This is a genomic window from uncultured Ligilactobacillus sp. (assembly GCF_948826705.1).
In the GTDB taxonomy this organism is placed as follows: domain Bacteria; phylum Bacillota; class Bacilli; order Lactobacillales; family Lactobacillaceae; genus Ligilactobacillus.
On sequence record NZ_CAQLEL010000125.1, the window covers coordinates 1 to 12,129 of the forward strand.

Here is a 12,129-nt window from a genome sequence, read left to right on the forward strand (position 1 = left end):
TGCTGCCGCAGCGCATCCGCAAACTCTTCCATGGTCGTTTCCGCAGTAAAGTTCGTCCCCGCAAGCGTTTCCGGCTCCAGACCGTCCGCGATCTGCCCCGCAAGCATATGATAATAACTCTCTGCCTGCTCCGAATCCTGCAGACAGAAAATATCCGCATGGGCCTCTTTGAAATACTCCATAAATCCCTTCTGCATGCATGCACGCAGCCCGTTTACATTCCAGGATATCAATTTCATCTTCTTCCTCTTTTCCGCGCCGCCCAAACCGGGGCGCCTTTTGTCCCTTCCGAATCATTGTATCATATTTATCGTGTTAATGCCACTAAATGCCAAAATTTCCAATCACAGAGACATAGTGCCCGCTTCAAGAACCTCCCCACAACAGTCGAAATAACTATTCCAAGATTTTCAAAGGTTGTAAAAAATCCACAAGATACTTTTTTAACCACCAGTTAAACGGAACTTTCCCGCGAAGCTCTGTACATGGTATAAAAATATCAATATAATAAAAACAGAATACTGCAAAATATACGGCACAGTACCAAAATATATTGAATCCGGAAAGGACAAAATATGAACATCTATATCGGCGAAAACATTAAGAGGCTACGCCTGAACAGGCAGATTACCCAACAAGAGCTTGAAGATGAGATAACAAGTATCGCCCAAGAGATCGCACAAGGTGCTTATGCGCTCAGAAAGCATTTATCGGATGCCGAGATCGAAGAAATGATCGCACCATATACTAAAGAGCGGCTCTGGAACAGCGAACAAGCTACCCAAAATCTCAGGCAAATTCAACAATATCAGCATAAGACAGCAGATTTTAGTAAGAATTTATTGAAAGTAGCTAAAAATATCCAAGAAGATGACACTAAAGCAAGTAAGGAACTATTTAAATATTGAACTGAGGGGAGAACTAATGAAAAGTAGTCAAGCTAAGCAATTCGAGGCGATCTTAAAAGAACAACAAAAAATTTTAGAACGCTTAGCGATCCAAGCCTTGATCACGACTAAAGTTACCAAAATAAAAACGTTAAAACAAAATTCGACCGCGGAGCTAGCTGAATTAGCGAGTGCGATGGATCATCAAACGACACAAGTTTTGCCCGAGTCCCTAGCAGGTGCATTGCAAGGAAAGACCGCGCAGGCAGCTAAAAGTTACCTAGGTGCCATCAAGTGTCCTAAATTAGTTACACCGCTTCAGGAGGTAGGCGATGAAACAAACTAAACAAGAATGGCAGAAGAATATTTGTATAAAAAACGACAATTCAATGCACAAAGAATGGAATTGTCCGATCAATTATCGTGTTTTAGGCGTGAAACAGAGCAACTGGTAGCTCAAGTAATGTATTTAACGCGAAATGATATTTGGGATAGAGTGCAGTTTTATCGGGTAGTCGAAGCAAGTGCTACCAAAGTCGAATGGGCAGCAACCAACTATACTAGATATTTAGCAAATAAAGAGCATGATACAACTATTGAATATAAACGACATACTGGGTTATTTGATCGAGTTTAATAAATAGAATTTGGGAAACGTCTTTAAGATCAGATAGCGTGTTTAGATGCTTTGCGTCTATTAGCAAAAATGGTAAAGGATGATACACGAACGCTCCCCCTTCTTTGTAACTTTTTCTAACATGGTATATTGCCAAATTAGTTCTTTCCGAATATAATAAGATGTTTGGAGGGAATAAAATGAAAGCAACGTCTAATAACGTTATGAAGGGGATCTTTTGGTCAGCTGTTGCTTCGGCTGTCTGGGGGATCTCTGGTACAACGGTTCAATTTATTTCACAAAATCAAAACCTCCCAGCTGATTGGTATTTGTCGATCAGAACAATGGGTGCAGGCGTGATTTTGTTGATCATTAGTTTATTTATGTATGGTAAAAAGACATTTGGTGTCTTTTCGTCATGGAGAACATTTGGGCATTTATTAGCTTATGCGATCTTTGGTTTGATGGCTAACCTGTTGACATTTTATATTTCGATTCAAAAAGGTAACGCTTCAGCAACTACGATCTTGCAATATCTAAGTCCATTGTTTATTGTTTTAGGTGGGATCTTCATCAAAAAGCAACGGCCATTATCGACTGATATGATCGCCTTTGTTGTTGCCCTAGTTGGGGTCATTTTAGCAATTACAAAAGGTGATTTCACGCAAATGTCGATTCCAATGGATTCATTACTTTGGGGGATCGGTTCTGGTATTACGGCTGCATTTTATGTCGTTTTACCAAAGCCGATCGCAAAAGATCATCCACCGATCGTGATCTTAGGCTGGGGGACTTTTATCGCAGGAATATTATTTAATGCATATCGTCCTGTGTGGGTCGATCCTCCAGTGATCACAGGTGGGGTAGTTCTTTCGATCTCAACAGTCATCTTGTTGGGGACGATCATTCCATTTGGTTTATTGCTATACAGTTCACGTTTTGCGCCATCCGATGTTATTAGTATCATGGATGCCTTACAACCAGCTACGACAGCGGTCTTGAGTGTGATATTCTTAGGCCTTGGTATGAATTGGATCGAAGTAGTTGGGATCGTATTAGTTATCGTGGCGATCTATATTTTACAACGTGGTCGCAAGAATATGGAACAAGTCGGTTACCGCGAAGAAGATTTTTAAATATGATTTTATGACTGATCATGACAAAGAGTTATGGTCGGTTTTTTTATGGAAATGGAACTATGGAATTGTTAGAATGAAGCTGAGAAATTTTTTAGAAGGTGACCTTATGACGCATCAGACGTCAGATAAATTTCTTTATGAAGGAAATGAGTATGAGTTGGTCGGAATTTCAAAAGGGAGCGATCTTTTTGATATAGCTTCTTTTAGAATAACAACAACCAGCTACAACACTGCAAACTATCGTGGAAGGTTATGTAGATTCACGATCGTAGATGATGAATTGGTGCTCAAAGATCTAGCTGTAATGACTGATCAAAATTTACCGATAAATAATATTTTTCCCCGCAAATTATCTATACGTGAACAACTTGCTAATTATAGTGGTTACTTTGCTGAATTTGGTAGTATCTTTTTGCATGGTGACAATTACTATCTAGACGTAAACTTGCCAGTCATATATACAGGTAAGTTATTGATCGCTACTGATTTTATTAGTAGGTATCAGATCAATGGTGGTTTTGATTCACCGTTAAAATTTGAAAAAGTTATATTACTGATAGTTGAAGAAGGGATCGTTTTAGATGTGGTCAACGTTTCTAATGTAATAAAAGCTAAACGTGAACGTATGATCCGGACTGGGATAGATATCAAATGGATTTTTGGCAATTTAACTGATAACTCAGAGATCTTTAGATTATTTTAGAGAAGAATAGAAAAATTAAGAAATGATCGGAAGTGACGAAAAAACCAGATGAAAACCAAAGATGATCTATTTACTGTGATAGATATGCTGAGTCTAGAAGGTGATGCTAAACAAGCTAAAAGTATGTCAGCGTATATGCGTGATCAATTTGAATTTTTAGGTATAAAAACCCCTAAGCGTCGGCAACTTTGCCGTGCTGCTTTTAAAAATGCCAAAAAAACAGCTAAGATAGATTGGGAATTTGTTGAGATCTGTTGGCAAAAGTCCCAAAGAGAATATCAATATGTTGCCTGTGATTATTTAGTGCAAATGAAGAAATTTACAACATTAGAAGATCTGCCTAAGTTGAAAAAATTGGTCATAACTAAGTCGTGGTGGGAAACTGTCGATACTTTAGTCAAAGTGTTCACAGACTTGTATTTGCGCTATCCAAAAGAAATGACGCAGGTAATGCTTACTTGGAGTAAAGATAGCAATTTATGGGTCAAAAGGGTCACACTTGAATTTCAATTGTTATTGAAGAAGCAAACTGATACAAAACTTTTAGCTAAGGTCATCATAAATAATCTTGGTAGTAATGAATTTTTTATCAATAAAGCGATCGGTTGGGCGTTACGTGATTATTCAAAGACTGATCCTAAGTGGGTGGCTGGCTTCATTGCAACATATCGTAACGAATTGTCTGCTCTCAGTATTCACGAAGGCAGTAAATATCTTGCGTAAGGTAAAGATCAACTTTTTTGAAAAAATTAGTTGTTTCAATATGAAAGTTATGTTATGCTATAACAGTTGAGAAAAAAAGCAGAGGCTCCCGCTTCTCGCCTAGGGGACAATTAGTCCCGGGGCAGAATTATGAAATGTAATTCCGATAAAAACGGATCTGTGCGGGTGTCTTGTAATTTGACGAGATACCCGCATTTTTTCTGCATTTTCTCTGAATTTTTTTGGAGGTGAAACGCCATAGCAGTTGATAAGATGGTAAACGAAGGCATTCGCGCACGTGAGTTACGCTTGATTGCTGATGATGGTTCCCAGTTGGGGGTCAAATCTAAGCAAGAAGCTTTGAAGTTGGCAGAGCAAGCTAACTTAGACCTTGTTTTGGTAGCACCTAAAGCAAAACCACCTGTTGCCAAGATCATGGATTATGGGAAGTATCGTTTTGAGTTGCAGAAGAAACAGCGTGAAGCTCGTAAAAAGCAAAAAGTGATCAACGTTAAAGAAGTTCGTTTGAGCCCAACGATCGATACTAACGATTTTAATACTAAAGTCAAGAATGCACGTAAATTCTTGACAAAAGGTGACAAAGTTAAGGTATCTATTCGCTTTAAGGGTCGTGCGATCACACATAAAGAGATCGGACGCGAAGTTCTTGATAGATTTGCTGCGGAAACAGATGATGTTGCAACAGTCGAATCTAAAGCAAAAATGGATGGACGCAGCATGTTCTTGATGCTTGCGCCTAAAGCCGAAAAATAGGCTGATAGTTTATTTAGGAGGAGTACAGTATTATGCCAAAACAAAAAACACACCGCGCATCAGCAAAACGCTTTAAGCGTACAGGAAATGGTGGTTTGAAGCGTGCTCACGCTTTCACATCTCACCGTTTCCACGGCAAGACAAAGAAACAACGCCGTCAATTGCGTAAGCCAGCAATGGTATCTGCTTCAGATATGAAGCGTATCAAGCAAATGCTTTCTCAAATGAAATAATTATTGAGATTCTATTACTCGGTTGCAATGTAAGATTGCATCATTATTGTGCTTTGCAGAAGCGATTGTTGGATCGTTTTTTCAGCGCACAGATCAGTTTTGTGAGTCCCGCATAACGTCGGGCTAAGTTTAAGGAGGAATTAACCATGCCACGTGTTAAAGGTGGAACAGTTACGCGTCAACGCCGTAAAAAAATGATCAAATTAGCTAAAGGATACCGCGGTTCAAAGCATATCCAATTTAAAGTAGCTAAGCAACAAGTTATGAAGTCTTACCAATACGCATTCCGCGATCGTCGTAAGACAAAATCAAACTTCCGTAAATTATGGATTGCTCGTATCAACGCAGCAGCTCGTATGAACGATATCAGCTACAGCAAGTTGATGCACGGTTTGAAATTAGCTAACATTGATGTTAACCGTAAAATGTTAGCTGATCTTGCAATCAGCGATGCAGCTGCTTTCACAGCGCTTGTTGATGAAGCTAAGAAAGCTTTGGCAAAATAATTTGTCACTCATTTAGTTAAAAGGCTGAGACTACTGTTGTCTCGGCTTTTTTCTTTAGCTGTCACATTAAAATTTTGCTAAAAGTAGTTTTGCTAGCATATAATAATAGTTAAAGACTATATTTTGAAGGAGATATACTTTGCTCAATAAATTTGAACCAACATGGATGGTCGAGTCGATCTATGATCTTTCACCTACTGAGTTAAAAGAAAAAGGGATCAAGGTCGTTTTGACTGATCTTGATAATACATTGATCGCTTGGGATGATCCCGATGGTACACCTCAATTGCATGCGTGGTTACACAAGATGGAAGATGCTAAGATCCCAGTGGTCGTAGTGTCAAATAACAAGCATAAGCGGATCGAACACGCTTTAAAAGCTTTAGAACTCCCCTTTATTTCTCGGGCTTTGAAGCCACTTACCCGTGGGATCAAAATTGCTTTGAAGCGCTATGATCTAAAGAAACATGAGGTCGTTTTAGTTGGTGATCAATTGATGACTGATGTAATGGCTGCAAATAATGCTGGGATCCGTAGTATTTTGGTCAAGCCACTAGTGGATTCTGATGCGTGGAACACTAAGATCAATCGTTTCTTTGAAAAGATCGTTAAAAAACGTTTGATCAAAAAAGATAGATTGAGTACAAAATGGGGGCATACACTAGATGACTGAAAATGAAGAATTATATTGTATCGGTTGTGGGGCTAAGATCCAATCTGAAGCTAAAGCTGAACCTGGTTATACCCCACAAGCAGCGATCCAAAAGGGCTTAGAAAATAATGAGCTTTATTGTCAACGGTGCTTTAGATTACGCCACTACAATGAGGTAGCTGACGTTTCTTTAACTGATGATGACTTTTTGCGCTTGCTAAATCAGATCGGGCAAAATGATGCCTTGATCGTCAATGTCGTTGATATCTTCGATTTTAACGGTTCGCTCATTCCAGGATTACACCGCTTTGTAGGAGATAACCCTGTTTTATTAGTCGGTAATAAGGAAGATCTTTTACCACATTCACTGAAGCGTTCTAAGATCAAAGATTGGATGCGACAAGAGGCTAACAAACAGGGGCTTCGTCCGATAGATGTCGCTTTGACTAGCGCAAAACGTGGAAAAGACCTCGAAGATCTTTTAGAATTGATCGACAAATATCGCAAAGGTCGCGATGTATATGTTGTTGGAGTCACTAATGTGGGTAAATCGACTCTGATAAATCGGATCATCAACCAAACGACAGGGGTCAAAGACTTGATCACGACTTCTCGTTTTCCAGGAACAACACTTGATCGGATCGAGATCCCATTTGGCGACGGTCATTTCTTGATCGATACCCCAGGGATCATTCATAAGCATCAAATGGCGCATTATTTATCGCCTAAGGCTTTACGATTGGCTGCACCACAAAAAGAGATCAAGCCTAAAGTTTATCAGTTAAACGAAGGTCAAACTCTCTTCTTTGGCGCTTTAGCTCGTTTTGACTATATCTCTGGTGGAAAGCAAGGTGTGATCGTTTATACTGATAATAACTTAATGATCCATCGGACTAAAACAACAAAAGCGACCGAATTTTATGCTAAGCATGCAGGTACGTTATTGACTCCACCGACAGCTGAAGAAATGAAAGATTTTCCAAAGCTAGTGCGTTTTGAATTTAAAACGACCGAAAAAAGTGATCTTGTTTTTGCAGGCTTAGGTTGGGTCACAGTTAAAGCTAATAGTGTCGTTGCAGGCTGGGCCCCAGAAGGAGTAGCTGTTATTTTAAGAAGAGCGATGGTTTAGGAGAGGAATTAGAATATGAAACTTAAGGGTAAACAAAAACGCTATTTACGGGCTCAAGCACACGGAATGCGTCCGTTATTTCAAGTGGGGAAAGAAGGTTTGAGTGCTAACTGGCTTGCTCAGATCGAAGATGCCATTGAGAAACGTGAATTATTTAAGATAAATATCTTACAAAATGCATTGGTCGAAGATGAAGAAGTGATCGCGTTTATCGAAGACAATACCGATATCCAAGTCGTTCAAAAGATCGGTCATGTTTTAGTATTGTTCAAACAAGCAGATAAACGCGATGATCGTTCATATTCACTTGAAGTCACTAAACTCTAAGAGGTGTGTAGTATGCTAAAGACCGAAACGACGGTGGCTTCTAAAGTTCAAGTTCAACCATTAAAGGCTGATAGCCGTGAACGGATCGGGATCATGGGTGGGACCTTTAATCCACCTCATTTAGGACATTTGATCGTGGCTAAGCAGGTGCAAGAGCAACTTGATCTAGATAAAGTATTATTTATGCCAGATAATTTACCCCCACACATTGATCAAAAAGCTGCGATCGCTGCCAAATATCGCCTGCATATGGTCGAAATGAGTATTGCTTCCGAGCCTAAATTTCAACTCGAAGATATTGAGATCAGACGTGGTGGGATCAGCTACACTTATGACACTGTCCAAGAGCTCAAGAAGCTATATCCCAATGCTGATCTTTACTTTATCATCGGGGGAGACATGGTCGAGTATTTGCCTAAATGGTATAAAATCGATGAATTGGTCAAAATGATCCAATTTGTCAGTGTGGAACGCAAAGGTTATGAGAAAAAAAGTGACTACCCTTTGATCTGGGTCGACGTTTTGCGGATCGATATCAGTTCATCGATGATCCGGGAAAGATTGCAACAAGGTCGTTCGATCAAGTACTTGGTAACAAGTGAAGTAGAAAATTATATCAAACAAGAAGGTCTTTATCATGACACAAACAGTTGAATACCAAAAACATTATTATACTGGTTCACGTGAAGAGCTGATCGCTAAAATCAAAGAACAGGTCAGTGAAAAACGTTTTAAACACATTTTAGGAGTCGAACAAGCAGCATTAGAATTAGCCCAAGCTAACGATTATGAGCTTGAAAAAGCCAGTGTGGCAGCTCTAGTCCATGATTATGCTAAAGAACGTAGTGATTCAGAGTTTAAAGCGCTGATCGCTCAAACTGGATTAGATCAAGATCTACTGAATTGGAACAATTTTATCTGGCATGGAGTTGTAGGTGCTGAGATCATCAAAAAAGAATTAAAGATCACCGATGAAGAGATCTTAAATGCGGTCCGGCACCATACAGTGGGGGCCAAAGAAATGACGACCTTAGATCAGATCGTGTATGTGGCTGATTATATCGAACCAGGACGTGATTTTCCTGGGGTCGACCAAGCACGTCAGATAGCTGCTAAAAGTTTACGTGCAGCGGTCGAGTTTGAAACTAAACATACACTGCTATATTTGATGAATAATAATAAAACAATTTATCCCGCTGCGATCTTGACATATAATGCATATGTCGCATCGTAGCCTATTTAGGAGGACTATATGAACAGTCAAGAATTATTAGAATTAGTTGTTCGCGCTGCAGATAGCAAGCGTGCAGAAGATATCGTTGCTTTAGATGTCCAAAATATCAGTTTATTAGCTGATTATTTTGTGATCATGCAAGCCGGTTCTGAAAGACAGGTCAAAGCTGTAACTGAAGCGATCGTTGAAAAAGTTCATGAAGCAAATGAAGATATCAAAAGTGTTGAAGGTAAAGATGGCGCTAACTGGATCTTACTTGATCTAGGGGATGTGATCGTGCACGTCTTCAAAGAAGAAACACGTCAATTCTATAACTTAGAAAAATTATGGTCTGATGCACCATTAGTTGATATCGAAGAATGGATCAAAGACTAAGATGATCTATTCGAATTTTGCAAAACTCTATGACGAGCTGATGGAACCAACGATGTATGATCAATGGTTGGATTTTGTTGAGCAAGAGCTACCCAAGACTACAGGTCAGATACTGGACCTAGCCTGTGGCGCTGGACGTCTAGCGGTCATGTTAGCTCAAAATGGTTATCAAGTTTCAGGGGTCGATCTGTCAGAAGAGATGTTAGCTTTAGCTGAAATGCATGCTAGAGAAGCTAATTTAGCGATCCCATTTATGCAAGGAAATATGTTAGACCTGAGCGAAGTAGGACAGTATGATGCTGTGACTTGTTTTGCGGATTCATTTTGCTACTTACAAGATGAATCCCAAGTGCTCCAAGCATTTAAAGAAGTTTATCAGCATCTAGAAAATGATGGGAAATTCATTTTTGATGTGATCACACCTTATCAAACTGATGAGATCTACCCAGGCTACATGTATAATTATACTGCTGAAGATCAAGCTTTTATCTGGAGTAGTTTTGCGGACGAATTTGAACATAGCGCGGTCCATGAATTGACCTTTTTTGTTTGGAATGAGGCACTAGAGAGTTATGAAAGAGTCAGTGAGATCCATCATGAACGGACTTATGAATTAGAAGTTTACCAGCGTCTATTGACCCAAGCGGGATTTAAGGATATCACGGTAAGTGCTGACTTTGGTAAAGGTGAGCTTACTTTGGAAACGACGCGGTGGTTTTTTAGTTGCCATAAGTAAATAGGGGGATAAAAATGCCAGTTGCGGGAATTATTGCTGAATATAATCCATTTCATAATGGACATCTTTATCAGATAAAGGAAGTCAAAAAAAAGTTCCCCGATGCACCATTAGTGGTAGCAATGAGTGGAAATTTTTTGCAACGGGGTGAACCAGCTAGCTTTGACAAATGGACGCGTGCCAAACAAGCACTAGCTAATGGAGCTGATCTTGTGGTCGAGATGCCTGTTTTGGCCTGTGTTCAACCAGCTGACCGTTTTGCTTTTAATGGGGTCTCGATCCTAGCCTCATTAGGCGTGACGGATCTATTTTTTGGTGCTGAGCATGCGGAGTATGATTTTTCCGCTTATGCGCGCTTAGTCCAGAGTACACACGGTGATTTTAAAACATATAGTGAATCTTATGCGGCAACATTTCAAAAAGCAGTTGCTACTAAGATCGGTCATAATGTCGATCAGCCAAATGATCTTTTAGGACTGGCGTATGCTAAAGCAAATTTAAAGTTGGGTGAGCCTTTGTGCTTGAACCCGATCCAGCGAAAAAATGCAAATTATCATGAAGTAGAATTAAAAGCGGGAACGATCGCCAGTGCGACTGCGATCAGACAGCATTATCTAGCGGGAAATTTAGTGAAACTGAGCGATTATGTCCCTGAGACTACGTTAGAGACATTAAAAACGCAAAAATTACTGACATGGGATGATTTTTTCCCATATTTAAAGTATAAATTGCTGTCAACTACGCCAGCACAGTTAAGTGAGATCTACGGAATGGCTGAGGGGATCGAATATCGCTTAAAAGAGCAAATGGAACGGTTACCGAGCACAGCCGATTTTGATCAGTGGTTAAAAGCTGTCAAGACCAAGCGTTTCACGTATACACGTTTGTCACGCTTAGCTTGTGCCTTATTATTAGATCTAACACCTGCTGAGGTCAAAGAGTATGACCAAGATCCATATATGCGGCTTTTAGGCTTTAATGCTAAGGGTCAACAGGTATTGCGGCGAGCTAAAAAGACGAGTGTATGTCAGATAATTGCTAAAGTTTCTAAGGATGATAAAAATGAGGCTTATCGCGTTGATTATCGCGCTGGGAAAATTTACCAGCTTCAAAATCAGGTGGAACAGGATCTAAAAAGAGCGCCAATACGCATTTTTTAAATAGGTGTCAAGGAAAAAGCATTGACAAAGCTTTTTAAAGCAAGTATAATCAATTTTGTTGCATTAGGAGGAATATAGCATGAAATGGTCATTAAATGAATTGCGCCAAACTGCTGATGAACCGTTGATGTTTGAAGAAACTTTAGAACTTAAAGCTTCTTTACAAAAACGGCGTCCAGAGATTCTGGATGTTTCCCCGGTTTTGGTCAAAGGTGTCTTTTCAGTTGATGAATTAGGTGTCTTAGGCTATGCCAAAGTTAAAACGACAGTCACATTACCTTCAACGCGTTCACTTGAACCAGCTGAAGTTGACTTAGAGTTTGAATTTACGGAACATTATGTCAGTCACCATGAGCGTGATCTTTCACGGTTTGAGGATACAGATGTTGTGATCGTTTTAGAAAATGACATTTTAGATCTCAATAGTGTGATCGAAGACAATATTTTGTTACAAATTCCGATGCAGGTTTTAACGAAAGCCGAACAACAAGATGATGCGACAATGCCTAATGGTGGCGATTGGAACGTTGTCAGTGAAGGTGAGTTAAAGAAAATGCAAAAAGATGAAGATGGTGTTGATCCGCGTTTGGCTAAACTCAAGGATTTTTTCGAAAATTCTAAAGATTAGTTGCAAAAGTGATGAATAACAAGTAAAATTCTTTTTGTTGGATATTTTTAAAATTTTGAAGGAGGTGTTTCTCGATGGCTGTACCAGCACGTAAAACATCTAAAACACGTAAGAGATTACGTCGTACACACTACAAATTGTCAGTACCTGGCATGAGCGCTTGCCCTAACTGTGGTGAATTGAGAAAGTCACACCACGTTTGCCCAGCTTGTGGTTTCTACGGTGACAAAGAAGTTGTAAAAACAAAATAATTTTGTTAAATGATGATATGGGACCATGGCCCTATCGTTTTTTCTCAAAGTTCACGCCCCAGATCTGCGGATCATGG

The 12,129-nt window shown here is 39.6% G+C and carries 19 protein-coding genes, 1 pseudogene and 1 other annotated feature; of the genes and pseudogenes, 19 read left to right on the forward strand and 1 reads right to left on the reverse strand.

The features are described 5' to 3' along the window. A pseudogene (locus Q9Q35_RS09035) lies at positions 1-239 on the reverse strand (hypothetical protein); the annotation flags it as partial. 336 nt (positions 240-575) lie between these two features. Between Q9Q35_RS09035 and Q9Q35_RS09040 the strand changes: the two are divergent. The 19 genes from Q9Q35_RS09040 (at position 576) to rpmF (ending at position 12,052) form a co-directional block, all read left to right on the forward strand. Then, positions 576-908 (forward strand): hypothetical protein, encoded by a 333-nt coding sequence (locus tag Q9Q35_RS09040; RefSeq protein WP_304653074.1) that lies wholly within the window; start codon positions 576-578, stop codon positions 906-908. A gap of 16 nt (positions 909-924) precedes the next feature. Next, complete coding sequence (locus Q9Q35_RS09045) at positions 925-1,233, forward strand: hypothetical protein (RefSeq protein ID WP_304653075.1); 309 nt, start codon at positions 925-927, stop codon at positions 1,231-1,233. Positions 1,234-1,239: 6 nt separating this feature from the next. Next, positions 1,240-1,524, forward strand: coding sequence for a hypothetical protein (locus tag Q9Q35_RS09050; RefSeq protein ID WP_304653076.1), 285 nt, complete (start codon positions 1,240-1,242; stop codon positions 1,522-1,524). A gap of 179 nt (positions 1,525-1,703) precedes the next feature. Next, a complete protein-coding gene (locus tag Q9Q35_RS09055; protein WP_304653077.1) occupies positions 1,704-2,639 on the forward strand; it encodes a DMT family transporter in 936 nt (311 codons plus the stop codon). Between the two features lie 109 nt (positions 2,640-2,748). Continuing rightward, positions 2,749-3,345 carry a hypothetical protein gene (locus tag Q9Q35_RS09060; RefSeq protein ID WP_304653078.1) on the forward strand — a complete coding sequence of 199 codons (597 nt, stop codon included), beginning with the start codon at positions 2,749-2,751 and terminating at the stop codon, positions 3,343-3,345. 48 nt (positions 3,346-3,393) lie between these two features. After that, positions 3,394-4,068: a DNA alkylation repair protein gene (locus tag Q9Q35_RS09065; RefSeq protein ID WP_304653079.1), complete on the forward strand. Its 675-nt coding sequence runs from the start codon at positions 3,394-3,396 to the stop codon at positions 4,066-4,068. A gap of 70 nt (positions 4,069-4,138) precedes the next feature. Beyond that, positions 4,139-4,275: a sequence feature (ribosomal protein L20 leader region), on the forward strand. A 45-nt stretch (positions 4,276-4,320) separates the two neighbouring features. Continuing rightward, a complete protein-coding gene (gene infC / locus Q9Q35_RS09070; protein WP_004047271.1) occupies positions 4,321-4,821 on the forward strand; it encodes a translation initiation factor IF-3 in 501 nt (166 codons plus the stop codon). Between the two features lie 32 nt (positions 4,822-4,853). Further along, positions 4,854-5,054, forward strand: coding sequence for a 50S ribosomal protein L35 (gene rpmI / locus Q9Q35_RS09075; RefSeq protein ID WP_004047272.1), 201 nt, complete (start codon positions 4,854-4,856; stop codon positions 5,052-5,054). A gap of 146 nt (positions 5,055-5,200) precedes the next feature. Further along, entirely contained in the window at positions 5,201-5,560 is a 360-nt protein-coding gene (gene rplT, locus Q9Q35_RS09080) for a 50S ribosomal protein L20 (protein WP_004047273.1), read from the forward strand. A 139-nt stretch (positions 5,561-5,699) separates the two neighbouring features. Next, complete coding sequence (locus Q9Q35_RS09085) at positions 5,700-6,233, forward strand: YqeG family HAD IIIA-type phosphatase (RefSeq protein WP_304653081.1); 534 nt, start codon at positions 5,700-5,702, stop codon at positions 6,231-6,233. After that, positions 6,226-7,341, forward strand: coding sequence for a ribosome biogenesis GTPase YqeH (gene yqeH / locus Q9Q35_RS09090; protein ID WP_304653082.1), 1,116 nt, complete (start codon positions 6,226-6,228; stop codon positions 7,339-7,341). Before Q9Q35_RS09085 ends, yqeH begins: the two co-directional genes overlap by 8 nt. 15 nt (positions 7,342-7,356) lie before the next feature. Then, a complete protein-coding gene (gene yhbY / locus Q9Q35_RS09095; RefSeq protein WP_304653083.1) occupies positions 7,357-7,668 on the forward strand; it encodes a ribosome assembly RNA-binding protein YhbY in 312 nt (103 codons plus the stop codon). Between the two features lie 12 nt (positions 7,669-7,680). After that, the gene (locus Q9Q35_RS09100; protein WP_304653084.1) at positions 7,681-8,322 is read left to right on the forward strand and encodes a nicotinate-nucleotide adenylyltransferase; all 642 of its coding nucleotides are present in this window, start codon (positions 7,681-7,683) and stop codon (positions 8,320-8,322) included. Continuing rightward, entirely contained in the window at positions 8,306-8,902 is a 597-nt protein-coding gene (gene yqeK / locus Q9Q35_RS09105) for a bis(5'-nucleosyl)-tetraphosphatase (symmetrical) YqeK (RefSeq protein ID WP_304653085.1), read from the forward strand. Before Q9Q35_RS09100 ends, yqeK begins: the two co-directional genes overlap by 17 nt. 18 nt (positions 8,903-8,920) lie before the next feature. Beyond that, a complete protein-coding gene (gene rsfS, locus Q9Q35_RS09110) occupies positions 8,921-9,277 on the forward strand; it encodes a ribosome silencing factor (RefSeq protein ID WP_304653086.1) in 357 nt (118 codons plus the stop codon). 1 nt (position 9,278) lies between these two features. Continuing rightward, positions 9,279-10,013, forward strand: coding sequence for a class I SAM-dependent methyltransferase (locus Q9Q35_RS09115; RefSeq protein ID WP_304653087.1), 735 nt, complete (start codon positions 9,279-9,281; stop codon positions 10,011-10,013). Between the two features lie 14 nt (positions 10,014-10,027). Continuing rightward, positions 10,028-11,173 (forward strand): nucleotidyltransferase, encoded by a 1,146-nt coding sequence (locus Q9Q35_RS09120; protein ID WP_304653088.1) that lies wholly within the window; start codon positions 10,028-10,030, stop codon positions 11,171-11,173. A 79-nt stretch (positions 11,174-11,252) separates the two neighbouring features. Further along, a complete protein-coding gene (locus tag Q9Q35_RS09125; RefSeq protein WP_304653089.1) occupies positions 11,253-11,801 on the forward strand; it encodes a DUF177 domain-containing protein in 549 nt (182 codons plus the stop codon). A gap of 74 nt (positions 11,802-11,875) precedes the next feature. Further along, on the forward strand, positions 11,876-12,052 hold the full coding sequence (rpmF, locus tag Q9Q35_RS09130; protein WP_004047302.1) for a 50S ribosomal protein L32: 177 nt from the start codon (positions 11,876-11,878) through the stop codon (positions 12,050-12,052). Positions 12,053-12,129 lie beyond the last annotated feature (77 nt).